Source organism: Lysinibacillus sp. Y5S-8, assembly GCF_036894365.1.
Taxonomy (GTDB): Bacteria; Bacillota; Bacilli; order Bacillales_A; family Planococcaceae; genus Lysinibacillus; species Lysinibacillus fusiformis_D.
On the sequence record NZ_CP145889.1, the window covers coordinates 3,678,570 to 3,700,862 of the forward strand.

Annotated in this window: 27 protein-coding genes; 7 read left to right on the forward strand and 20 right to left on the reverse strand. The window is 37.3% G+C overall.

Features of this window, described 5'->3' with window-relative positions; all coding sequences use genetic code 11:
* Nucleotides 1-55: 55 nt before the first annotated feature.
* Nucleotides 56-1,564 carry a leucyl aminopeptidase gene (locus tag V6670_RS17975; RefSeq protein ID WP_338651800.1) on the reverse strand — a complete coding sequence of 503 codons (1,509 nt, stop codon included), beginning with the start codon at nt 1,562-1,564 and terminating at the stop codon, nt 56-58.
* Between the two features lie 123 nt (nt 1,565-1,687).
* Here V6670_RS17975 and V6670_RS17980 point away from each other — a divergent pair, with 123 nt between their 5' ends.
* The gene (locus V6670_RS17980) at nt 1,688-2,173 is read left to right on the forward strand and encodes a divergent PAP2 family protein (protein WP_141905628.1); all 486 of its coding nucleotides are present in this window, start codon (nt 1,688-1,690) and stop codon (nt 2,171-2,173) included.
* A gap of 90 nt (nt 2,174-2,263) precedes the next feature.
* Here the strand turns inward: V6670_RS17980 and V6670_RS17985 are convergent, their stop codons facing one another.
* From V6670_RS17985 to V6670_RS18005, 5 genes are all read right to left on the reverse strand, one after another.
* Entirely contained in the window at nt 2,264-2,593 is a 330-nt protein-coding gene (locus V6670_RS17985) for a YuiB family protein (protein WP_036119784.1), read from the reverse strand.
* A 316-nt stretch (nt 2,594-2,909) separates the two neighbouring features.
* Nucleotides 2,910-4,703 carry a carbon starvation protein A gene (locus V6670_RS17990; protein WP_141905627.1) on the reverse strand — a complete coding sequence of 598 codons (1,794 nt, stop codon included), beginning with the start codon at nt 4,701-4,703 and terminating at the stop codon, nt 2,910-2,912.
* 118 nt (nt 4,704-4,821) lie between these two features.
* Nucleotides 4,822-5,559: a LytTR family DNA-binding domain-containing protein gene (locus tag V6670_RS17995; protein WP_338651801.1), complete on the reverse strand. Its 738-nt coding sequence runs from the start codon at nt 5,557-5,559 to the stop codon at nt 4,822-4,824.
* Nucleotides 5,560-5,565: 6 nt separating this feature from the next.
* On the reverse strand, nt 5,566-7,317 hold the full coding sequence (locus tag V6670_RS18000) for a sensor histidine kinase (RefSeq protein WP_338654665.1): 1,752 nt from the start codon (nt 7,315-7,317) through the stop codon (nt 5,566-5,568).
* Nucleotides 7,318-7,341: 24 nt separating this feature from the next.
* Nucleotides 7,342-7,839 (reverse strand): NUDIX hydrolase, encoded by a 498-nt coding sequence (locus V6670_RS18005; RefSeq protein ID WP_338651802.1) that lies wholly within the window; start codon nt 7,837-7,839, stop codon nt 7,342-7,344.
* 169 nt (nt 7,840-8,008) lie between these two features.
* On the opposite strand from V6670_RS18005, the gene V6670_RS18010 reads away from it, so the two are divergent.
* Both V6670_RS18010 and satA read left to right on the forward strand, forming a co-directional pair.
* Entirely contained in the window at nt 8,009-8,560 is a 552-nt protein-coding gene (locus V6670_RS18010; protein ID WP_338651803.1) for a hypothetical protein, read from the forward strand.
* Between the two features lie 212 nt (nt 8,561-8,772).
* The gene (satA, locus tag V6670_RS18015; RefSeq protein WP_338654667.1) at nt 8,773-9,294 is read left to right on the forward strand and encodes a streptothricin N-acetyltransferase SatA; all 522 of its coding nucleotides are present in this window, start codon (nt 8,773-8,775) and stop codon (nt 9,292-9,294) included.
* Nucleotides 9,295-9,506: 212 nt separating this feature from the next.
* On the opposite strand, the gene V6670_RS18020 is transcribed toward satA, so the two are convergent.
* Nucleotides 9,507-9,881, reverse strand: a complete 375-nt coding sequence (locus V6670_RS18020) for an iron-sulfur cluster assembly accessory protein (RefSeq protein ID WP_036119760.1) — start codon at nt 9,879-9,881, stop codon at nt 9,507-9,509.
* A 186-nt stretch (nt 9,882-10,067) separates the two neighbouring features.
* On the opposite strand from V6670_RS18020, the gene V6670_RS18025 reads away from it, so the two are divergent.
* Complete coding sequence (locus V6670_RS18025; protein WP_338651804.1) at nt 10,068-10,760, forward strand: DUF2225 domain-containing protein; 693 nt, start codon at nt 10,068-10,070, stop codon at nt 10,758-10,760.
* 47 nt (nt 10,761-10,807) lie between these two features.
* Here V6670_RS18025 and V6670_RS18030 read toward each other — a convergent pair whose 3' ends face one another.
* Complete coding sequence (locus V6670_RS18030; RefSeq protein ID WP_004228295.1) at nt 10,808-11,044, reverse strand: NifU family protein; 237 nt, start codon at nt 11,042-11,044, stop codon at nt 10,808-10,810.
* Nucleotides 11,045-11,127: 83 nt separating this feature from the next.
* Here V6670_RS18030 and V6670_RS18035 point away from each other — a divergent pair, with 83 nt between their 5' ends.
* Nucleotides 11,128-11,463 (forward strand): YuzD family protein, encoded by a 336-nt coding sequence (locus tag V6670_RS18035; protein ID WP_338651807.1) that lies wholly within the window; start codon nt 11,128-11,130, stop codon nt 11,461-11,463.
* Nucleotides 11,464-11,534: 71 nt separating this feature from the next.
* Here the strand turns inward: V6670_RS18035 and V6670_RS18040 are convergent, their stop codons facing one another.
* Nucleotides 11,535-12,599: an NAD(P)/FAD-dependent oxidoreductase gene (locus tag V6670_RS18040; protein ID WP_141905623.1), complete on the reverse strand. Its 1,065-nt coding sequence runs from the start codon at nt 12,597-12,599 to the stop codon at nt 11,535-11,537.
* A 269-nt stretch (nt 12,600-12,868) separates the two neighbouring features.
* Between V6670_RS18040 and V6670_RS18045 the strand changes: the two genes are divergently transcribed.
* The gene (locus tag V6670_RS18045) at nt 12,869-13,105 is read left to right on the forward strand and encodes a YuzB family protein (protein ID WP_036119739.1); all 237 of its coding nucleotides are present in this window, start codon (nt 12,869-12,871) and stop codon (nt 13,103-13,105) included.
* Between the two features lie 80 nt (nt 13,106-13,185).
* Here the strand turns inward: V6670_RS18045 and V6670_RS18050 are convergent, their stop codons facing one another.
* Nucleotides 13,186-13,938 carry a TIGR01457 family HAD-type hydrolase gene (locus V6670_RS18050; RefSeq protein ID WP_141905622.1) on the reverse strand — a complete coding sequence of 251 codons (753 nt, stop codon included), beginning with the start codon at nt 13,936-13,938 and terminating at the stop codon, nt 13,186-13,188.
* The gene (locus tag V6670_RS18055; protein WP_036119733.1) at nt 13,935-14,393 is read right to left on the reverse strand and encodes a DUF86 domain-containing protein; all 459 of its coding nucleotides are present in this window, start codon (nt 14,391-14,393) and stop codon (nt 13,935-13,937) included. Before V6670_RS18055 ends, V6670_RS18050 begins: the two co-directional genes overlap by 4 nt.
* A gap of 88 nt (nt 14,394-14,481) precedes the next feature.
* On the opposite strand from V6670_RS18055, the gene V6670_RS18060 reads away from it, so the two are divergent.
* Nucleotides 14,482-14,748, forward strand: coding sequence for a DUF3055 domain-containing protein (locus V6670_RS18060; RefSeq protein ID WP_036119730.1), 267 nt, complete (start codon nt 14,482-14,484; stop codon nt 14,746-14,748).
* A gap of 86 nt (nt 14,749-14,834) precedes the next feature.
* Here the strand turns inward: V6670_RS18060 and V6670_RS18065 are convergent, their stop codons facing one another.
* The 9 genes from V6670_RS18065 to V6670_RS18105 form a co-directional block, all read right to left on the reverse strand.
* Nucleotides 14,835-15,023 (reverse strand): hypothetical protein, encoded by a 189-nt coding sequence (locus tag V6670_RS18065; RefSeq protein ID WP_186436239.1) that lies wholly within the window; start codon nt 15,021-15,023, stop codon nt 14,835-14,837.
* Between the two features lie 58 nt (nt 15,024-15,081).
* Nucleotides 15,082-15,609: an HAD family hydrolase gene (locus V6670_RS18070; RefSeq protein ID WP_338651808.1), complete on the reverse strand. Its 528-nt coding sequence runs from the start codon at nt 15,607-15,609 to the stop codon at nt 15,082-15,084.
* A 117-nt stretch (nt 15,610-15,726) separates the two neighbouring features.
* Nucleotides 15,727-16,074, reverse strand: a complete 348-nt coding sequence (locus tag V6670_RS18075; RefSeq protein ID WP_338651809.1) for a YutD family protein — start codon at nt 16,072-16,074, stop codon at nt 15,727-15,729.
* A gap of 33 nt (nt 16,075-16,107) precedes the next feature.
* Nucleotides 16,108-17,025: a lipoyl synthase gene (gene lipA, locus V6670_RS18080; protein WP_036119719.1), complete on the reverse strand. Its 918-nt coding sequence runs from the start codon at nt 17,023-17,025 to the stop codon at nt 16,108-16,110.
* A gap of 106 nt (nt 17,026-17,131) precedes the next feature.
* The gene (yunB, locus tag V6670_RS18085) at nt 17,132-17,929 is read right to left on the reverse strand and encodes a sporulation protein YunB (protein WP_051891599.1); all 798 of its coding nucleotides are present in this window, start codon (nt 17,927-17,929) and stop codon (nt 17,132-17,134) included.
* Between the two features lie 23 nt (nt 17,930-17,952).
* Complete coding sequence (locus V6670_RS18090) at nt 17,953-19,062, reverse strand: HD-GYP domain-containing protein (RefSeq protein WP_141905619.1); 1,110 nt, start codon at nt 19,060-19,062, stop codon at nt 17,953-17,955.
* A gap of 33 nt (nt 19,063-19,095) precedes the next feature.
* Nucleotides 19,096-20,463 (reverse strand): bifunctional UDP-sugar hydrolase/5'-nucleotidase, encoded by a 1,368-nt coding sequence (locus tag V6670_RS18095; RefSeq protein WP_141905618.1) that lies wholly within the window; start codon nt 20,461-20,463, stop codon nt 19,096-19,098.
* Nucleotides 20,464-20,483: 20 nt separating this feature from the next.
* Nucleotides 20,484-21,308: a sulfite exporter TauE/SafE family protein gene (locus tag V6670_RS18100; protein ID WP_141905617.1), complete on the reverse strand. Its 825-nt coding sequence runs from the start codon at nt 21,306-21,308 to the stop codon at nt 20,484-20,486.
* On the reverse strand, nt 21,308-22,165 hold the full coding sequence (locus V6670_RS18105) for a DUF72 domain-containing protein (protein WP_141905616.1): 858 nt from the start codon (nt 22,163-22,165) through the stop codon (nt 21,308-21,310). Before V6670_RS18105 ends, V6670_RS18100 begins: the two co-directional genes overlap by 1 nt.
* Nucleotides 22,166-22,293: the final 128 nt, after the last annotated feature.

The window sequence follows — 22,293 nt, forward strand, 5'->3', positions numbered from 1 at the left end:
TGCTTAAATCACAAAAAATCAGCGAGAACAAATTCCCGCTGATTGCCATTCTCTCTTACTTTTCTTCCCCTAAACGTTGGACAAAATTCGCAAGCGTACGTACCATAACCCCAGTACCGCCTTTAGGCCCTAAATCATGTATAGCCACTGCATCAGATGTGCCAGCAATATCTAAATGAATCCATGGCGTATCGCCAACGAATTCACCTACAAAGCCTCCACCGAAAATCATATGACCATCACGACCTGGAGAGTTGTTTAAATCAGCTACATCTGATTTACGAATTCGTTTTTTATCATTCTCTGTTAAAGGCATACGCCAAACAAATTCATCTGTCTCGTTTGCAGCTTCCATAAATGCTGTGAAAAATGCATCATCATTCGCAAGAGCACCTGTTTTATCCATACCTAGCGCAGTAATGACGCCTCCAGTTAAAGTAGCAACATCAATCAGTGATGTAGCACCTTGCTGTTTAGCATATGTAGTCGCATCTGCCAGAACTAAACGTCCTTCTGCATCCGTGTTTAAGATTTCAACCGTTTTCCCACTATACGTAGTAATCACATCATCTGGTTTAAATGCTGTATCAGATACCATGTTATCTGTAGAACCGATAACAGCTACAACATTTTTATTTGGACGTAATTCACCGATAATTTTCATCGCTCCAAGCACAGCTGCTGCGCCGCCCATATCGCCTTTCATACCGACCATTGAGTCTTTTGGCTTTAAAGAATATCCACCTGTATCATATGTTACCCCTTTACCGACAAGGCCAATTGGATCTTCAAAATCTTCAGTCGCTTTATATTTTAAAGTAATTAATCGTGGTTCTTCATATGAGCCTTGGTTAACACTTAAAATACCACCCATACCTAGTTCCTCTAATTGAGCTTTACCTAAAATCTCTACTTCAAAATCATACTCTACTGCAAGTGATTCTGCATAATTGGCTAAATCAGTTGCTGTTAGTAGATTTGGTGGTAGATTAATTAAACTACGAGCTTCATTGACAGCATCCGCATAAATTACACCTACTTCAAAGCTTGCCACAACTTCATCTATATCCTCTGACATTGTCACAAGATGAACAGCATCAATACGTTTATCTACTTCGTTTGAAGTTGTTTTGTAATGAGGAATAGCATAATAGCCAAGTCCAATTCCTTCTCCTGCTAAAAACGCTACATCTGTAGTTGTGATTGAATCTGTTGTAAATGATTCAAGCCAAATGGAATACTCTTTTGCCTTTAAAGCTTTTAATTCTTTTCCTACTAAACCAAATGCTGCGCGAATATCACCTTCTGTTAAGTTTTTACGCTCGTCCAGGCCTACAAATAAAATACGTTTAAGGTTCGCATGGTCTTTCACAAATGGCAATTTCGTTAGTTTCTTTAATTCTGTTGATACGTCCCCAGCACTAATCCACGTATCAAGGGATTCACCGTAAAAAGATGAAAAGCTTGTCCAATCCTGCATTTGTTCACAATGTTTTGTGACTCCCACCACTAATAGTTCTGTAGAAATCGTTTCAAATGTTTTTGTTTCTTTTACAATATGCATGTAAATTCCTCCATTCCATATACTATTATAACGAAGTTTCTGAAAAGTACGTAATATTTGCCTGTATCTTCTTTTAGAAAATAATGAATGTTATAATAAAAGCAATTATTTGCGAAGGTTGTGATGAATTTGAGTTTACTTCAAAATACCCCATTACTAATTGCCCTCTTTGCGGTTCTCTTTGCACAGTTTGTCAAAATCCCCATCCATTTTTTAATGACTAGACAAGTGAATTGGAGCCTGTTTACCTCAACGGGCGGTATGCCTAGCTCTCACTCTGCCTCAGTCACTGGACTGGCAACCTCGATTGCTTATGAGACGGGGTTGGAATCCCCTATTTTTGCAGTAGCCGCTATGTTTTCCATTATTGTGATGTACGATGCAAGTGGTGTTCGTTACCAAGCAGGACAGCATGCCGCTATATTAAATCAGCTGCGCAAGGACTTCCAAACATTGCTCCATGATTTAAAAAAATGGCCTCAGATGGATGGGCAGGAGAAAATGGAGGAATTAAAAACATTATTAGGTCATAAACGAAGCGAAGTATTTTTTGGGGCTCTCACAGGTATTTTTATCGCCATCATAACCTACGAGTTTTTCATATTATAAGCAATAAAAACACATCCTCTAGAGGGAGGTTGTGTTTTTTTGTATAAAAAAAGTATTCTTCCTTCGATTGAAAGAAGAATACTAAGCAAGTTAGAACATTCGATATCCACTTTTTCGTAAATAAATCATCACGATACCTGCCACAATGGAACCCGCAAATCCACCTGATAAAATAGCAATATCTACAAACTGTAGAGCCTGTAATTTATCGATTAGTGCTGGGAATGCAGAACCTGGCTTAAAAATATAATCTAAGAAGCTTACTTCATCTACAATAAAGATGACAACGATTGGATACACAATCGACATTAACCATGTCATACGTAACAGCATATTTAACAAAAATCCGATACCAAAGAACATGACGAAAAATAACAATATTGAAATGATTAACTGTACTAATGAAACTGGACCATCCATGTATGTATAACCTCCGTTTTCCTCTCATTAGTTTACATGATTACGACAACGCTTTCAATGAACATATCCTTGTTTTCGCTTGTTCGACATATTTAGTTAATCTTTCAGTTATCGCGGGTATTCCCCTGTTTTTTTGTAGGTATTCTTTCTCTTACCGAGAGTATTTCTTTGTCTTCCGCGAGTATTCCTCCTCCTATCGAGAGTATTTCCCTGTCTTCCGCGAGTATTCCTTCCTTCATCGCGAGTATTTCCCGCTCTTATCATCAAAAAGCTATTGAAGATAGAGCTTCTAATCTTCAATAGTTTTGCTGTTTCTTTATGAAGCTGTTTGAGCTAGCAAGAACTTCGGTGATTTCCAAAGCTGTGCCCATTTTTTAAAGGCTGTGATGACGATTAATAAACCGAGCATCAGCATAATAACGGATAAGATGCCATTTAACATATTGAAGCCTGCAGCTGCTGGATTCCAATACACATTTTTAATCATCCAATAGCCTGCAACATTGACAGTGACGTATAAATAAGCCAATGGAATAAAGCATGTTAACGCATAAACTCGCTTATCTGCCACCTTCAATACCATCGTCACTCCACATACTAAACCAATAGCTGCCATCAGCTGATTGGATACACCAAATAATACCCAAATGGAGCTAATATCCCCCGAATACAATAAATAGCCCCACATAAAGCAGGCGAGTGCACTGGCAAAAATTGTACCCGGCACCCAATTGGTACGCTTCAATGGTTTATAAACATTGCCACCAAAGTCTTGAATCAAATAGCGAGCTACTCTCGTTCCTGCATCAATGGCTGTTAGAATAAAGACAGCCTCAAACATTATTACAAATTGATAGAAATAAGAAGATAACTCTGCGAACCAAGGAATGCCTGTAAAGATATCTGTCATTCCAACAGCCAAAGTTACAGCGCCTCCTGTTCGTCCCTCTAAATCCATACCAATGCTTTGAGACAAGGCTTGTAAATGAACAGGCTCCATCCCTAATGTGGCAAATACAGCTGGTGCTGAGTTAATCGCAAAATAGTCTGCTGGATGAAGGGCTGTAGCTGCAATCAAGGCCATCACGCCTACTAATGACTCTACTAACATTGCGCCAAAGCCAACAATACGAATATCTTCCCAACGATCAATCATTTTAGGCGTCGTTCCTGAGCCTACAAAAGCATGGAAGCCTGAAATAGCTCCGCAGGCAATCGTAATAGACACAAATGGCCATACAGGACCTGCAATTACTGGGCCACCGCCATGAATAAATTCTGTTAACGGCGGGAACTGAATAGCAGGATTGACAAAGAAAACGCCAATAATTAATGCAATAAATACACCAATCTTCATGAAACTACTTAAATAATCACGTGGGGCTAGTAATAGCCATACAGGCAAGGCTGCGGCGAAAAAGGCATAAATCGGTAAGATAATAGCTAATGTATCACGGTCAAACGTTAAAAATTCACCAAATGCTGTACCTTGAATAAGTGGCCCGATAAATACGCCAATCATCAATAAAATAAAGCCTACTGTGGATGTTAAAATTAAATTGCCTGTTTTACGATAAGCAATCCCTACTAGTATCGCGATTGGAATAGTAATCCCTACCGCAAACGTTCCCCATGGATTACGTTCTAAAGCTCCTAACACCACCATTGAAAGACCTGCCATAGTAATCGTAATAATAAATAGCATCGCAAGGCCTGTACAGAAGCCAGCAATAGGACCAAGCTCCTCCTTCATCACTTCTGATAAGGATTTCCCTCCATGACGCATGGAAGCAAATAACACAACAGCATCGTGGACAGCCCCACCAATTACCGCTCCTATTAATAACCATAGAAGTCCAGGTAAATACCCGAACTGTGCAGCTAAAATCGGTCCAACCAACGGTCCTGCGGCGGCAATCGCTGCAAAATGATGCCCAAAGGTTACCCATTTATTCGTCGGAACATAGTCCTTACCATCTTCCAAAGCATGCGCTGGCGTGGGCGTATCATCTTTTATTTTGAGTACCCTTTTTGTAAAGAATATGCCATACAAACGATAGCTAATCACCAAAACACAAATAGATCCTATCACAATTGTAATCGCATTCATGCAAACACCCCTTTTACTTTTTTCACATCATAGCAAAGGAATGTCCCCCATATTCATAAAATTAACTGAAATGTCAGAAATCAAAGTTGAAATGTCGTATTCTTCTATTGAAATGCAACTATTTTGATAGGTCAAAAATTTTCCGTACATCCTTCATATACAGCCTACTAACCGGAATTGAATGTCTGTTGTGCAATATTAAATTATATTTAGAACTACTCCAAGGCTCTAGTTCCACAATATGCTCTAAATTAACAATGAACGCACGATGGACACGCACAAAACCTTTTAAAGCCAGCTTCTTCTCTAACGCTGCCAATGACTCCGAAGCAAAAAATCTCCCTTGCTCTGTCACAACCACCGTTTTACTGTCCTCAGATGTACAATATAAAATATCCTGTATTTTCATTAATAAAATTCGATCGTTTACATAAACCGTTAATTTATCGAGCTTGTCCAACTGTGAAAACTTTATTTCTTCCATTGTTTTTACCTGGGCAGCTCTTTTTTTAGCTAATAGCTTTTCCACAGTAGCTTGTACTCTTTGTGCCTCAAATGGTTTCAAAATATAATCAAAGGCACTGACCTCAAATGCCTGTAATGCATATTCATCATAGGCTGTAGCAAAAATAATTTCGGGTCTTTGTGCATCTAACAGTAGTTGCTTAGCTAAATCGAGTCCATTCTTCATTCCTAACTCAATATCTAAAAATACACAATCTATCTGTTCATACTGTTTGCAAAAGTCCTCTAGATTTTCAGATTCGCCACAAACATTTACTAACGCTGTTTGCTCTAATAAATACCTCAACTCAGCGCGTGCCAACGGTTCATCATCCACAATATATACATTCAATCTTTTCTACTCCCATCTAGTCGCCTTTAGCGGCAGTTGAATCATTATTTTCGTTCCTACATCCAATGTACTCGCTATATGAAAATCTGCCTCTGTGCCATAAATTTCATGAATGCGTTGATAAATATTCCATAATGCCGTTCCTGTCCCTTGCTCCGATTGCATAATATGTTTACCGAGCTGTTTCACCTGTTCTTTTCTCATACCACAGCCATTATCTTCCGTTACTAGTACTAGCTTATCGTTCACTCGTTGTACTTTGACAAAAATCTTGCCTTCCTTGCGGTTTTTAAAGGCATGATCAATAGCATTTTCAACAAGAGGCTGTAATGTAAATGGAGGAATTTGCACATCAAAGAGTGTTTCATCCATCATAAATTCAACTTCGTAACGATTAGGAAATCTTGTTTGCTCAATGGATAAATAAGCCTCAACATGATCAATTTCATTTTTTAATGGAATGAGCATTTGCCGTGCGCCTTGCAAATTGCTTCTAAAAAATGTGCTTAGTTTGATCAATAGCGCTCTTGCCGCATCTGCATCTGTTCGGATCAAGCTCGAAATCGTGTTCAGACTATTAAAGAAGAAATGAGGATGAACTTGTGCCTGTAATGCTTTAATTTCAGCGTCTTTTAATAACTTTCGCTGTTGTTCAATTTCAGCATATTCGAGCTGTGAGGAGAATAGTCTACTTAAGCCCTCCGCAAGCTCCTTCTTCACTCCCGTTAAAGATTCTGCTTTCGTGAAATAGAGCTTTAAGCTTCCAACAGTGCGCTGCTGTACCATTAAAGGCAGAACAATGGCAGCGCTTAATGGGCAACTATCATGTGGACATTGAATCTCCTTTGCCGAAGTAGCCATTAAAATTTCGCCTTCCTTTAATACACGTTTCGTTAAAGCTGTCATAATTTCACGATGAATTAAATGATGATCCTCACCAACACCGACATGTGCCAATATGCCCTTTTTATCAGTAATAGCGACCGCCTCTACTTTTATTTCCCTTTTAATAATTTCAGCAACCGTTTGGCATGATTCTTCATTCAACCCCTTACGAAAATGCTCAATCGTTTGTTGGGCAATCGAAAAAGCTTGATGTGTTTGTAAAGCTTTTGTCCGTTCTTCCTCATCAATAAATGTTTTAATAATCATGAAAAATAAAAATATCCCAAAGGCATTCATCAAAATCATTGGCAGCGCAATTAACGATACTAACTGCAAAGCTTGCTCGAATGGCTTCGCGACTACTAAAATGACAATCATCTGAATCGTTTCCGCACAGATTCCAATAATGACAGCTTTCTTATAGGAAAAAGTTTGACGTATTTTGAAACGTTTGCTTAATCCACCTGTCATAAAGCCAGCAAGAATCGTCGAAACACCACAGGCTATCGCTGTAAAGCCCCCAAGTGTAATTCGGTGAACACCTGCAATAATCCCTACACAAACACCTACAAGGGGCCCACCAAAAATACCTGCAATGGCTACGCCGATTAACCTCGTATTAGCAATAGCCTCCTCAGCATTGATCGTACTATGTATCATCTGATTTAAAGGATGAATCGTACCGCTTTCAATTTTAATACCTGTATAGCTACTAATAATACATAAGCTACTAAAGATAATGATAAGCCATATTTTCTCCTTCGTTCCTTGCTCCTGAAACAACTTTTCTCGAAAAAGTCTCCATCTGGACATTAAAAAGGCAAACACAATGATCAGACCGACTCGCTCCAGCATAAATAAAAATAACTCCATCATAGCCTTCCTCCTGAAGTCATATCATTTTTTAAAGAACAGTCGATAAGAGGTATAACCAAAAATATCGCCAGGATTAATCCCCTCTATCGCTTCTAATTGATGTTTTTCGAATTGATTGGATGCCATTTCTTTTAACATAACCGAGGTTGTTTCATCTTGTGCTAGCTCATGGGGATACAACCATTGGGCTTCTAGTATTTCTTTTTCCTGAATGCATACCTGTTGCTGCTCATCTAGCATATGACAATAAAAAATCGCCATATTATCACTAATGTCATCACGGATGACACCCGTTCTAAATCCAATTAAGCCTGATACACTGCAATCAATTCCTGTTTCTTCTTTGATTTCACGAATGACCGCCTCATCCACTGTTTCACCTGCGTTGACAAACCCTGCTGGCAATGACCAACGTCCTTTCAAGCCGCTATAAGCCTTTTTCACAACTAACCATTGTCCAAGCTCATTGACCGTAACACCTGATACACCCAACCATATTTTTCCTCGATCCTTTTTCATAACCTTCACCTCTATATAACTATTATACCTGCTTGCTTTCAATGGAATGAAGCTTTTATTCAGAATTTTACGACCAATCTTTATAGACTGCAAAAATGCGTATGCATACCTTATTTGTAAATATGTTACACTTTTAATAACAAGGAAGTTTAATTTAGGAGGAGACCTTATGTTAAATGCACTCTCAGTGCGAGCAAAGTACTTTATAGCAGCACTTATGTTAGCGATATTAACTCCTTTTCTTGCCTTTTTTATGCCCTTAACTATATCGCATACATTTTATTTTAATAGGGATAATGTCGTACTGATTACACCTCCTAGCAACTTTATTATGCTTTTAATAGCCATCGGATTAATAGTATTAGCTTTGATTGTCCTCGGTTTAAAAAGAAATCCATATATTTACGCCATTTCATCTGCAATCATCTTAAGCAGCTTCGTATTAGGTTATTATTCTTTTTTAAGCTATAGCGCCATACAAAAGGATCAAATCGTTTTTCAACATTATCACAAACAAACTATTTATAAATGGCAAGATATAAATGAGGTTATCTACGAATATGAAATAGGCTCTGTAGGAACGTATTACTTTCAAACAACAAACAATGAACAATTTGTTATTGCGGAAAACGGACAATTTGGTCTCGATGAAAAAAGGGCCATTTACCAGCTAGCTATTTTAAATGAGGCAAAGTTTATTGAGCGTGAAAAATCTGATTAACTCCATGAAAAAGGCTTCTTTCCTCATCAATGAAAGAAGCGCTTTTCTTAGAACTGACTGTACATTAACTATTATTTCATCAAAGAGGGTCTCACCAATGTAAACATGTAAATTCCAATTTCCTGCTGTCGGGAATTCCATTAAAGAAGGTAGATGTTAGTTTGGCTTAAGATAGGTAGAAATCCTACCTCAATGGAGAAAGGGAGATGAAAATGATTATTAAAATGACTCAAGATAATATAAAGGATTTTAATAAAACAAACGACGGTTTTATGGTTTCAGGAAGGATTGTACCGACATATGCAAATAATATTTGGACATTCACAGAGGAAATATTTTCTGAGCCTTACTTCAAGAAATATGATGATGATGAAATGGACCTTCGTTACATAGAGGAAGTCGAGAAAGCTGTATTTTTTTATTATATTGAAAACAACTGTGTTGGGCAGATTAAGATGTGCTCTAATTGGAACGGATATGCACTTATTGAAGATATTGCTGTTGCAAAGGATTATAGAAAAAATGGTGTGGGCACTGCCTTACTAAATAAAGCAATTGAGTGGGCAAAAGAAAGGAACTTTTGTGGTCTCATGCTTGAAACACAGGATATCAATGTTTCAGCTTGTCATTTTTATGCCAAAAATCACTTTATAATAGGTGCAGTGGATACAATGCTTTATGCAAACTTTCCAACAGCAAATGAAATAGCGATTTTTTGGTATTATAAATTTTAAAATATTAGGGTGCCTTGTTTAATTTTATAAACGGGGCTTTCGTTTTAGATTTTTATGTTTGCAAACTATAGTAAAAGCCTCTTCAATTTGTTGTTATCCCAACATACAAATCAAAAAGGCTTGGTATCTATAACCCTAAACCGCTATTTTAGGGTTGTGTTCTTATTTTAAGGATTGTGTACACTTATCTATCAACTTCCTGATACAAGTTTTTATTCACAAACCTCAGGTGTACCTTCACGTTTAGCTGTTTTAAATGAAGTACCACAGCCACATGATGCAATAGCATTTGGATTATCAATTGTGAAGCCACCGCCCATTAGCGATTGTTTATAGTCAATTTTTGTTCCCATCAAAATCGGCGCATCTTCACGGGAAACAAGAATTGTTAAACCATGCTGTACATCTTCAAAGTCATCTTCTTTTTTCTCTTGATCAAAGTGCATGCCATAGGATAGTCCGCTACAGCCGCCACCGTTCACCACTACACGTAAAAAAGAACCTTGTTCTTCATTATGCTCCATCATTTCATTAATATGAAAGCCAGCAGCTTGTGTAACTTCAATTACTTTTTTTGTACTTGTCATCCCAATCACCTTCCTTCTTACGTATTATCATATCAATTTTGACCATTGTATGACAAACATTCAGCTTCAAGTCGATTTTTAGTCATAATTCTAATATTTTTCACATTTTTAGTATTTTTTATTCATGTTAATAAAAACTCTATTGGTATAATAGTTACAACGACTTCTTTGTAGGGGGGAATATATATGGAGATTTCACCATATTACGAAAAAAAGATTCAATGTTTGAATTGCAAAAAAGAATTTCCAACATTAAAGGTACGCTCAAAATTTATTAAAGTAGACCATACCGAAACAGATTTTCAACCGATCTATGCAGATGATGTCAATGCTCTTTATTACAACGTCTTTGTTTGCGAGCATTGCGGCTTCTCCTTTACAGAAGACTTTACAAAATATTTTGCACCAGGTATTCAAGATGAAATTCGTACACAAATTACGGAAAAATGGGTGCACCATGATTTCAAGGGTGAACGTACCGTATTTCAAGCGATTCAAGCCTATAAGTTAGCTTTTCTTTGTGGCACAATTAAAAAAGAAAAAAATGTAGCGATTGCCGGATTAACTTTACGTCTTGCTTGGCTTTATCGTTCTTTGAACAATAGCGGACAAGAGGAACGTTTTTTGAAATTAGCACGTGATTATTATATGGAATCTTACTCAACTGAGGATTATAGTTCAACACAAATGTCAGCTGTCCGCATCATGTATATGATTGCTGAATTATCCAGACGCATTGGAGATATTGAAAATGCCACACGTTTCTTTTCAAGAGTCATTGAAAAACAAAGTGCTGGGGGCGAAGCAAAAATTGTGGATATGGCGAAAGAGCAATGGGCCATTATACGTGAAGAGAAGGAACATGCACGCCATGTATAGCTGAAAAAGTTCTAGCTGTGCTTACAGCTAGAACTTTTTATGATAGCTTAGAATACTTGCTCTACTTCCACAATACCTGGTACTTCTTCTAGTAAAGCACGTTCAATACCAGCTTTTAATGTAATCGTAGAACTTGGGCAACTGCCACATGCACCTAATAAACGTAATTTAACAACGCCATCCTCAACATCTACTAATTCACAGTCTCCACCGTCACGTAGTAAGAATGGACGTAATTTATCTAATACCTCTTGTACTTGGTCGTTAATTGTTGCTTCTGCCATTTATCTCGACTCCTTTCCTTATAATGATTATAATGTTAGCAACAGAAAAAATCCAATATTGAATCACAAGGAGAGAAAATACTATGCCATCAACAAAACCAATGATTGAAATTTATGGAACAGCTGTTATCTGTGCTAGCTGTGTCAATGCTCCATCTTCAAAAGATACATATGAGTGGCTTCAAGCAGCCATCGACCGTAAGTACCCAGATCAAACCTACGATATTCGCTATATTGATATTGAAGGTCCAATTGAGAATGATCGCGACCAGGAGTATGCCAAACGTATTCAAGAAGATGAGTTTTTTTACCCTCTTGTCCTCATAAATAATGAAGTTGTTGGTGAAGGCTATGTGCAATTAAAGCCTGTATTTACAACACTTGAAAATTTAGGCTTTGTTCCAGACAAAACTGTTTAAACAAAGCTAAGGGATTGCTTCAACATGATGTTAGAGCAATCCCTTTTCTCTCTATGAAAGACAGTAGCTAATTAATCATTTTGACGTTTGTAATACCATAATAATCCTGATTTCATTAAGCGCGCGATACGTCCAGTGACTGTTGTATCAGCTAAGTACACAAAGCCTTGTTTTTTACCAAGAGCCCCCATGAAGCCTTTTAATTTAATGTCCGGCATCTTCTCTGGTAAATGTTCACCTTTCCAACGCATACGAAGTACTTTTACAATTTGCTCCGCTTGTTCCTCAGCTAACTGTGCTGTTGGAGGTAATTCTGATGAAGCACAATCCCCAACAATATAGACATGTTCATCATCAAGTACATTAAAATACTGAGTGACAAGTGGACGGTCATGTTTATCTTTCTCAACATCCATATCACGAACGATTTTGACAGGCTGTACACCTGCAGTCCAAACGACAGCATCGAGTAAAATTTCATCTTCGTGATTGAAAATTTTACCTGGTTCTACTTTTGTAATATTGGAGTTGGCTATAACATCAACATTATGCTTAACAAACCAATCCTTTACATACTTACTTAGTTTTTCTGGAAAATCCTTAAGAATACGTTGACCACGGTCAAATAACTTTATTTTTAAATCTGATCGACTTTCACGTAGCTCACTTGCAAGCTCAATTCCACTCAAGCCAGCTCCTACAATTCCCACTGTAGATCCAGCCGGTAAACCACAAAGTGCTTGGAATGTTGCGCGTGATTGTCCCATCGTTTGAATGCTGTATGTGTGCTCTTCCGCACCTGGTACACCATGATATTTATCTTCACAGCCAAGCCCAATGACTAAATCATCATATTCAATACGTTGCCCGTCTTCTAAAAGGACTACTTTTTCTGCACGATTAATTTCAACGACTTCTCCATATACAGCCGTTAAACGTTCATGCTCTGGGAAGCTTACACGAATTTCTTTATCTGTTGCAGTCCCTGCCGCCAATGCATAAAATTCTGTTTTTAAACTATGGAAAGGGGCTCTATCTACTATAACTACCTCTCTGTCTAATGGTAAGCTATTTAATAGACGAAGCATGACACGCATATTGCCGTAGCCGCCACCTAAAAGTACTAATTTACCCATAATAGTCTCCTTTTATATCTCTTTTAATAATTGTTCACAAAGTATCCACAAACGAGTATAACCGATTGTGAGAAGTTTCACAATATCAGAATGAAATTTTGTGAAAGATTTCACATAATAAATGAGAACTTGTTCATTTCGATTGATTTTAGAGCTATTAATAACGAATTCCCTTTATCTTTTATCAAAAAACGTTTCTTTTACCTTAAACATAAATAATTGACGAAAATCGTAAAACCGAGTAGCATTACTTTGGTGAGGTGACATGAATGAATCCAATGGTTGAATTTTGTATAAGTAATTTAGCAAATGGCTCTCAAGCAACTTATGAAGTACTCGAACGCGACCCAAACATCGACGTTTTGGAATATGGCTGCCTCAGTTATTGTACAAAGTGCTCGGAATCTTTTTATGCAATTGTAAATGGTGAATTAGTAGAAGCCGATTCTCCTGATGCATTAACGAAAGCCATTTATCAATTTATTGAAGAAAATCCATTATGGTAGTTTTCTAAAATGCCTATATGAAATAAATTTGAACAAATAAAAAGGATGTTATGCTAAAAATCAGCATAAACATCCTTTTATTATTTTAATACATCCACTACATATGTAGGTTGACATTCTTTTTCTAGTACAACCTTTGTAGGAGTAACGCCTGTATTCACATGAATGGTATCACAGCCAAAACGAATACCACACATAATGTCCGTGTCATAGTTATCACCGATCATCACCATGTCTTCTTTAGCAATTCCATGTTCTGTAGCGATTACTTCCAGCATGGCTGGTGATGGTTTACCAATATAGATTGGTTCAACATCTGCAACCTCTCCTACTAAGCGAGCAAAAGAACCATTGCCTGGTAAAAAGCCGTACTCTGTCGGGAATTTAATATCTTGATTAGTCGCAATAAAGGTTGCCCCTTTTTGGACAAAAATCGTTGCTCTAGCAAGTGCCATATAATCAAGCGTACGATCAATACCCATAACAAATACTTCCGGCTCATCTTCAACAGGCTCAATATTTTCATTGAGTAATGCCTGACGTATTCCATCTGTGCCCATCATGGCTACTTTTTTGCCTGCGAAATGAAGTGCCACATATTTTGCTGTTACCAATGCACTTGAATAAATATGCTCTAATGGTGCGTTTACACCAATAGACATTAAAGCTTCCTGCAGTTGTTCTCGCGTCTTCGAAGAATTATTCGTTACATAAAATGGCTCAATTCCTGCTTGCTGTAAACGATGAATAAACGCAACTGCTGAAGGAATTCCTTCCTTCCCGCGATAGACAGTGCCATCTAAATCAAAGCAATAGGCTTTATATTGTTTCATTGATGGTCCTCTGGTAAAAAAGCAGAAACTGGCCCTAATTCATTTGTTAAATAATGGTGGACTGCTGGCGAGAATTGCTTTAAAGCCTCTAAATTGGCTGTTAGTACCTGAATAACCTCTGGGATATCTACATCTATAAACTCGCGTACAAGCATTTTACGCAAGCCGACAACTGCTTTATATGGTGCTTCCATTTCAGCAGCTACAACTTTTTCATCGACTAAAATATCGATGATATCCTCGTAGCTTCCTGGATCACGCATAATGAAACCGTCAATCATTAAATTGCCTACATCCATCATTGACTCCATAATGTTGTGTCCAATTCGCTCGATAGCTAATTTCTTTATATCATTTTGAAGCCAGTTATCATTATCCTCTGTCTCCAAAATAGTTAATAGCCCATCTAAGTACTGTAAATTTTTTGTGATTTTATTACGATCTACAAAATACACAAGGAAAGCCCCCATTCAAATCATTAAAAGTTGATAGTCTTTTCTCTTCTATAGTACCATAACTATAGGACTGGAAGGAGATTAAAAGATGGAACGTTTTTTTTTATATGATGATGTAGAAGATACAAAAACACGCTTTGTTAGTTTTGCTGGGAAAAAGCTACGTTATGATTTAGCTATTTTACAATCAGGCCGCTTCTTTGGGAAAGTGCTTGTCATGGATATTCAATTTGGTCGTTTTGCTATCATCGGCCCTGATGATATAGAAGAACCTGGTTACTTAGAACATGTGTACAATCGCACAGAGGAAGAAACGATAGAATTACGAGAATATTTACGTGAATTATTGAACTAACACCCTTTTTATTGGGTGTTTTTTTATAGGGCATAAAAAAATTCCGCGTTACCCTGTAGGCGATTGCGAAATCTTTTTACGTATTGTTATTTATTTAAAGTAGATGGATTATTTTTATTATGGGGCTTATTGTCTTTGTTTTCTTGATCATTTTGTTTTTTTGCTTGCTGATTTTGACCAATAACCGCTAAATCATCTACACTTATATCAAAACCATATCCGTATTCCTCACGATCTAATGGCTTTTTATCGCGCTTGTTCTTTGCCAATATCATCACCTCCACTCATAAATTATCCTTTTTTCAATGTTTTATACTTCTTTTTTTACACTAATTAAGTCGTTGAATCCTCAATAATCCAATGTGCAGCACTTATTAAATCTGGGAAAACGGCATCTGCTAATGGATCTTGTTCTCCTAAAAATACACCCTTCGTTCCTGCTTGTTTGCCTGCAATTATATCCGTGTCCGTATCACCGACCATATAGGATTTAGATACATCAATGTTATATTTCCTCGCTAAATCCACAATTAATTTACTATTGGGCTTTCGGCAAGCACAGCCCGACCTAGGCTTATGTGGACAATAAACGACCTCATGGATAGTGGCGCCTTTTTTCTTGAGCTCCTTCACCATATACTCATGTATTTTCTGTAAGCTCGTTTCCTTCATAAAACCTAAACCGACACCACCTTGATTTGTCACAACAAACACATAATCAAAATGTTTATTTAACTTCTTGATCGCCTCAGGCACCTGTGGTAAAAAGTATAAATCCCTAGGCTTATTGACAAATTTCACACGACTCGTTAGTACCTCATTGATGACACCATCGCGATCTAAAAATACGGCTCTTTTCATATGCAACACACCTTTAATAAGCTGTTTTGTGCTTTAGTTTTCCCCCATTACTGCAAAAGAAAACAAGGACACAAGAAAAAACCTGATGCCTATCACATCAGGTTTCTCTTATCTTTTTTATTCCGCTAAAGGTTCTTGTTCTGTTGGCTTTGTTACCACACTTGTATCCAACACTTCGGGCTGTTTCATGACTTTGCCCGTTTTACGTAACACAAAATAAGCACAGCCAAAATTACAATACTCATATAGATAGTCTTGAAGCGTACTTATTTTCGTATCAAAAGTTGATTTTTGATTTTTATCATCAAAAAAACCCTTTAAACGTAATTGATTATAGCCCCAATCCCCTACAATATAATCGTATCTGGCTAAAATATCTGAATACCTTTCCTGAAAAACTTCCTCCTGGAAGGCTTCTCGATAATCCTTTATTAGTTCATATTCTAATCCTTCAATTATGATCAAAGTGACACCACCCTTTTCGTTCAGCCTTGACGTTTAGAGTTCTGCTTGTAATTGACGTTCTTTTGTTGCAGCATTTACTTGTTCATCTGCATGATAACTACTACGTACAAGTGGGCCTGCTTCACAATGTTTAAAGCCTTTTTCCATGGCAATTTTACGCAGTTTACCAAATTCAATTGGTGAATAATACTTTTTAACTGGTAAATGCTTTTTCGTTGGCTGTAAATATTGACCGATTGTCATAATGTCTACATTATTCGCACGTAAATCGTCCATTACTTCTAAAATTTCTTCGTGTGTTTCGCCTAAGCCAATCATTAACGAGGATTTCGTTGGAATTTCTGGCTGCATCTCTTTAGCCAAACGAAGGAACTCTAATGAGCGTTCGTATTTTGCACGAGCACGTACTCTTGGTGTTAAACGGCGTACCGTTTCAATATTATGGTTTAAAATATCTGGTTTCGAATCCATTAACAGTTGAAGGTTTTCTTTTATACCACCTAAATCTGATGGCAGCACCTCAACAGATGTGAAAGGACTTTTACGGCGAATAGCACGAACTGTTTCGGCTAATACTTGCGCACCGCCATCCTTTAAATCGTCACGCGCTACCATTGTGATTACAACGTGCTTTAAGTTCATAATTGCTACTGAATCTGCAACGCGCTCTGGTTCAGCCAAATCTAATTCATTGGGTAACCCTGTTTTGACTGCACAGAAACGACAAGCACGTGTACAAACGGAACCAAGAATCATCATGGTAGCAGTACGTCTTTCTCCCCAGCATTCATGGATATTTGGACAGCGAGCCTCTTCACATACTGTATGCAGATTTTTCTCACGCATCAGCTTTTTAAGCCCTTTATATTCGTCGTTCGTGTTTAGTTTTATTTTTAGCCAGTCTGGTTTTCTTACATGTTCTTCTTTACTTGTAGGTTTACAAGATGTCATACGAATATCGCCCCTATCAAAAATATGCATTTTTTAATATTAACTATCTTCACTGTTGTCAATGTAACATATTAAAGGAGCTCCAACAACTATCACCATAACATTTCTACTTATAAGGGACAGGTATTTCGATGGAGGGTTGCGGTGCATCACTACTATTTGTATAAATGTTTGGAACAGGACCTCTCGTTAAGCCCATTGCTACAGGGATATCCTGTGCAACGGTTGAAGATTTACTAGCGAACGGGACAATAATCTGTACATTGACTTCTAAATGAATGCCTACCTCCACATAAGCACTGTTGATCCCAAATTCCTGAATGGAGGACGTCACATTGCTATGAACATTTCCAATCACGTGGAAGCGTATCGGAATCTTTGGCCCTAAATTTCCGAGCAAAGGTATATTGGCCGCTTGACCAAGAGGTACAAAGAAGACAATACCATCACCTTCCTGAATTCTGTTAATATCATATTCAACATTATCTAATTCAGGTAAATGCGATAACTCTCCTTGTTCAGCTTGCTCTAAATACATTTTAACAAGCTCTAATGTCTCTGCTCGAACACGATTAATAATTTCTGTGTTAAACTTAGTCGTCATCATTTCAGATGTACCGGGAGGAATATCTTGAATGATATCATTGACATCTAATACATTTGAGGTACGTGAATTAATGGCTTTGCTCACAACGTATGACGCAATCTTAGTAGTTTGTACCTCGGCATACTGCAAATAGGTTGGCATGAGCCGTTCATTTAAATAATAAATAAATAATATAAGGCAAATAACCGTACTCACAATTAAAATTGTTAATCGATTAAGACGTATTCCCCTTTGATTATATGAGCGTAATTTCATCCTTTTTCGAGGGAAAAACAAAAAAATCTCCTCCTGTTCCATAACGTATGAACAGGGGGAGCAATTTATTCTACTTTTGCTGAAGCCACGTAATCGGTCTCAACACTTTCAATTGAAACACTAGGATAATCCACTAAATTGATTTCATATGTAGCTGCAAGCAATTGATCTTGCTCTTCAAAAATACGAATCCACGGTAATGCTGCATCCAATGTATTTTGTCTGGATACAATACCGCGTCGTCCATCCGATAATTTTAAAATAACGCCATTTGGATAGTGGACCACTGCTCTTTTTAACGCTTTTACAACACGGGCATCATAAAGAGTACCAGAGCCTGCTTCAACAATTGCTAACCCTTGTGATGGTAGCATCTTTTCACGGTAAACACGATTGGTTGTAACTGCGTCAAAAACATCTGCCACGCCAATAATCTTGGCAAAAGGATGAATTTCAAAATCAACAAGCCCTCTTGGATAGCCGCTTCCGTCAATTCGCTCATGATGCTGAAAAGCACAATGTGCCACAAGTAATGAGATAGAATGTAAATTGCGCAATAAATCGAAACCATAACGAGCATGCATTTTCATTGTTTCAAACTCATCATTAGTGAGGCGATCAGGCTTTGTTAATATATCTTTAGGTACCATGAGTTTACCAACATCATGCAGTAAAGCACCAATACCGATTAAGCGTAAATCCTCAGCCGAATAACCAAGCTCTTTGGCAATCGCAATGGAGTACAAGGTCACTTGGAAGGAGTGTTGATATAAATATTCATCAAATAAATAAGCATCTGTTAAAATAGTTAAAATTTCATCATTTCCAGTAACTGCAGAAAGTAGTTCATCTACAATTGAGACAATTGTCTTTGATTGCTGATCTAATATATAAGAGGCATTTACGGGATTACAACCATCAATGGATTGGAATGAATCCTTTATAGTTGTAATCACTTTATTTCGCATAGCAGGTGGAACGGTCTCTTCTACTTCTATACCTTCAGAAATGTCATCGTTAATATATAGATAATGCATATTTAACTGTTGAAGTCGTTGAATAATCCGGTCATTAATAACAACATCTTTCTTTAAAAGTGGATGACCTGCCTCATTCCAAATGGTTCTACCTAATACCATTCCTTCTTTTAATACATCGATTGAAATTAATCGCATGATTTTTTCCCCAATCCATTCTTTAAACTCTCTCTATTGTTTAAAGAATCTTTGACCATAATCTATCATAATGTTTCGTAAAAATTCAGGTAAAATATATTGTTTCTTCGCATATTTAAAGCTTGGATAAAAATAACCAAATGTAAATAAATCTAACGTCACAAGTTTATAAATATGATCGTGATCCGCTAGCTTGCCATTAATCAATAATTGGCGATTGTCATTCATTGAAAATCCGTATGTCAACATTTTCCCAAAAATAACGCCTCTAAACCCTAAACCTTTTAATTCGATATAGGGCCACTCTTCATTTTTGGATTGCATATAAATTTCTTTCATTTCTGCAACGGATAATTCAATTGTACATAAATTAATAGGATGTGGAAAAATTCGATGCAAATCTAGCGCAGTTACAGTGCCCTTCGGTAAACCATCTAAAAAGATACCTGCATTGAACAATGCACAGTCGGCACCGCTTTTTTCCAAAATGGCATGTGCAAATAAATCTGATAGCTGTGAGTAATGGAACCATTCCTTGTTATAGGATTTATTTGTTGTAAAGACTGGTGTATCCAGTATTCTGTTACCTTCATCCTCCCAAAACTGTACCATTTTCTGTTCATTATTAACAATTGGCAAATCCTTATTATGAATTAAAGTATCCTCTTTTTCAACAATTTTCCTCATTTTTTTATCATATTCTATGACAAGATGACCTGTATATTGGCCAAATTTCCCTCCACCTGTTAGTAAAACACCATTGATGTGTTTGCCAGTTGGCAAGACATGATGTGTATGGGACCCGAATATCACATCAATTTCGGGACATTCTTCCGCTAGGAGCTCATCCTCTGTAATGCCTAAATGTGATAAGCACACAACAATGTCTACCTCTTTACGTAGTTGATGTGCTAGACGTAGCAATGTACTGCGGGCATCGTCCATATGCCAGCTTAATTCTTGATAATACACTTCAAACATGGCTGTTGCAGCAATTACACCTATTTTTGTACCTGTTTCTGTTGTTAAAATAACATAGGGCTTCATCCAAGATGGCTTTTCCCCTTGAGAGGCATAGACATTCGCCACCACAACTTCAAAATTGGCATCATCATATAAATGGAAGAGCTCTTCATGTGACAATGTAATGCCTTCGTTGTTACCGATTGTCACTACATCATAACCTGCCTCATTAAGTAATTGTACATTGCCTCTCCCAACCGTCGCCTCTGTATAAATATTAGAACGGTCTAAGTGATCTCCAACATCAAACAAATAGCTTGTTTCTCCTATTGCCGCTAGATTGTTACGCATCTCTTTCACATAGCTTTGCATACGTGGCCAATACTTAAAATGACTATGCAAATCATTTGTGTGAAAAATATGGATTTTTTCAAGCATTAAAGCCACCTCATTTCAAATTAAGCTAATATGCCTTCTATAATGGAACGAATTCCTAATAATAATAAAATAATCCTTAGGGCGAGTACAAGCGTATCTGATTTAATTCTTTTATTTAATGCCGCCCCCAGTTTTGCCCCAATATAGGCCCCTGGAATAACAGGGATTGTATAGAGCCACGGCACATGTCCGAAGTAAATATGGCTTGCGGAATTTACAATGGACGTTAAAAACACCATAAACATCGATGTTGCCACTGCGACATGTGGTGGAAATAAAAACAAAATAATCATTGCTGGTACAATCATCGAGCCACCACCAATGCCGAACAGCCCAGAAGCAAAGCCAATGCCAAATGTTAATATAAAGGCAAACCAAATAGGATAGCCATATACAAAGGTATTTCCCTCAGAGTCTGTAAATTCTTGTTGCGTACCATTTTTCACAAACCATTTTACTGGCTTCAACTTGTCACGGACAAGCAAAATGATCGATAAAATAATAAGCAGAATACCAAAATATAAATTGAAGGATGGTAAGTCTAATCCTTTATTGACCCAAGCTCCAAGAATCGTTCCTGGAATACTTCCAAGAAAAAATATAAAGCCACTTTTATAATCCACCGTTTTGGATTTCATATAGCTTAACGTAGAGGCTAGCCCTGTAAAAATCATCATAACAACTGATAAACCGACTACTTTTTGAGGAGTAATATCTGGAATCATCCCTAGATTTAAACCAATGTATAAGGTTGCTGGTACTAAAACGATACCACCACCTAGCCCAACCAATGAGCCAATTAGACCCGCCAATAGTGCAATGATGACTAATAAAATAAATTCCATTATAGTTCCCCTTCAAACATGTTTAATTGTTTAGGCGCTAGTCCAACATCTTTAATATTCAACATGTCTTGTAGCTCCTTTGCATTTTTCGCTGCATGATTACCTGAATTATTATTAAATAATACGAAGAGTTCATTGACCTCTGTTTCAAGCTTTTGCATGCTATGCCCAAGCTGTTGTAATTCTTCTTTATTATAATCATATAAAAAGCGAACTTTACGCCAATTTTCTGCATTCCCTGTGTTGCGCCACCCATGAATATTGCGCCCATGGATACGGATAAGTGCTTTACTAGCCGTCACTACAGGGTAGAAGGGGACTGAACCTACACCAGCCTGTGGTTCATCACAAATCGTATGAATAAATTGATGTTCACGTAAAAAATCCATCGTCTGCTGTACGACATTTTCTGCATACCATGTTTGATTTCGAAACTCAATAGCCACTTCAAAATCTTTGAGCTGCTGCCGTATATACAATAAATATTGTACATTTTTTGCCTGACAATCAAACCACGGTGGAAATTGTGCTAATACCATCGCTAGCTTTCCATAACGTTTAAATTCATTCGCACATTCGATAAAAGCATTGAACATGTCATTTTTTGTTTCAAAAGGTATATCACCACGCAAATGGCCAGTCATACCTTGGTAGGCCTTTACAACAAAACGAAAATTTTCGGGTGTATCCTCACACCATTTACGTACATGCTCCTTGGACGGGATGGCGTAAAAAGACGTATCGACTTCGACCGTTAAAAAATGACCTGTATAATCAAATAATTTATCTTTTGAGGTAGTCACTCCACTAGAAAGTGAAGGGTGATCGCCCCAACCAGTTAATCCAACTACAATCATGTGACACCCTCCTCTATGTACATAATCATAGCACACAGTATGATACTAGAAATAAACATCATGTAAAAAATATCGCATTCTTTTGTACATTCACAATGAAGGTTTGTCTCTTATATGCAAAAGAAAAA

Coding starts and splice junctions, on each gene's coding strand:
- V6670_RS17975 (WP_338651800.1), bottom strand. CDS start 1,564: ATGCATATTGTAAAAGAAACAAAAACATTTGAAACGATTTCTACAGAA.
- V6670_RS17980 (WP_141905628.1), top strand. CDS start 1,688: ATGAATTTGAGTTTACTTCAAAATACCCCATTACTAATTGCCCTCTTT.
- V6670_RS17985 (WP_036119784.1), bottom strand. CDS start 2,593: ATGGATGGTCCAGTTTCATTAGTACAGTTAATCATTTCAATATTGTTA.
- V6670_RS17990 (WP_141905627.1), bottom strand. CDS start 4,703: ATGAATGCGATTACAATTGTGATAGGATCTATTTGTGTTTTGGTGATT.
- V6670_RS18000 (WP_338654665.1), bottom strand. CDS start 7,317: ATGGAGTTATTTTTATTTATGCTGGAGCGAGTCGGTCTGATCATTGTG.
- V6670_RS18005 (WP_338651802.1), bottom strand. CDS start 7,839: ATGAAAAAGGATCGAGGAAAAATATGGTTGGGTGTATCAGGTGTTACG.
- V6670_RS18010 (WP_338651803.1), top strand. CDS start 8,009: ATGTTAAATGCACTCTCAGTGCGAGCAAAGTACTTTATAGCAGCACTT.
- satA (WP_338654667.1), top strand. CDS start 8,773: ATGATTATTAAAATGACTCAAGATAATATAAAGGATTTTAATAAAACA.
- V6670_RS18020 (WP_036119760.1), bottom strand. CDS start 9,881: ATGACAAGTACAAAAAAAGTAATTGAAGTTACACAAGCTGCTGGCTTT.
- V6670_RS18025 (WP_338651804.1), top strand. CDS start 10,068: ATGGAGATTTCACCATATTACGAAAAAAAGATTCAATGTTTGAATTGC.
- V6670_RS18030 (WP_004228295.1), bottom strand. CDS start 11,044: ATGGCAGAAGCAACAATTAACGACCAAGTACAAGAGGTATTAGATAAA.
- V6670_RS18035 (WP_338651807.1), top strand. CDS start 11,128: ATGCCATCAACAAAACCAATGATTGAAATTTATGGAACAGCTGTTATC.
- V6670_RS18040 (WP_141905623.1), bottom strand. CDS start 12,599: ATGGGTAAATTAGTACTTTTAGGTGGCGGCTACGGCAATATGCGTGTC.
- V6670_RS18045 (WP_036119739.1), top strand. CDS start 12,869: ATGAATCCAATGGTTGAATTTTGTATAAGTAATTTAGCAAATGGCTCT.
- V6670_RS18050 (WP_141905622.1), bottom strand. CDS start 13,938: ATGAAACAATATAAAGCCTATTGCTTTGATTTAGATGGCACTGTCTAT.
- V6670_RS18060 (WP_036119730.1), top strand. CDS start 14,482: ATGGAACGTTTTTTTTTATATGATGATGTAGAAGATACAAAAACACGC.
- V6670_RS18065 (WP_186436239.1), bottom strand. CDS start 15,023: ATGATATTGGCAAAGAACAAGCGCGATAAAAAGCCATTAGATCGTGAG.
- V6670_RS18070 (WP_338651808.1), bottom strand. CDS start 15,609: ATGAAAAGAGCCGTATTTTTAGATCGCGATGGTGTCATCAATGAGGTA.
- lipA (WP_036119719.1), bottom strand. CDS start 17,025: ATGACATCTTGTAAACCTACAAGTAAAGAAGAACATGTAAGAAAACCA.
- yunB (WP_051891599.1), bottom strand. CDS start 17,929: ATGGAACAGGAGGAGATTTTTTTGTTTTTCCCTCGAAAAAGGATGAAA.
- V6670_RS18090 (WP_141905619.1), bottom strand. CDS start 19,062: ATGCGATTAATTTCAATCGATGTATTAAAAGAAGGAATGGTATTAGGT.
- V6670_RS18095 (WP_141905618.1), bottom strand. CDS start 20,463: ATGCTTGAAAAAATCCATATTTTTCACACAAATGATTTGCATAGTCAT.
- V6670_RS18100 (WP_141905617.1), bottom strand. CDS start 21,308: ATGGAATTTATTTTATTAGTCATCATTGCACTATTGGCGGGTCTAATT.
- V6670_RS18105 (WP_141905616.1), bottom strand. CDS start 22,165: ATGATTGTAGTTGGATTAACTGGTTGGGGCGATCACCCTTCACTTTCT.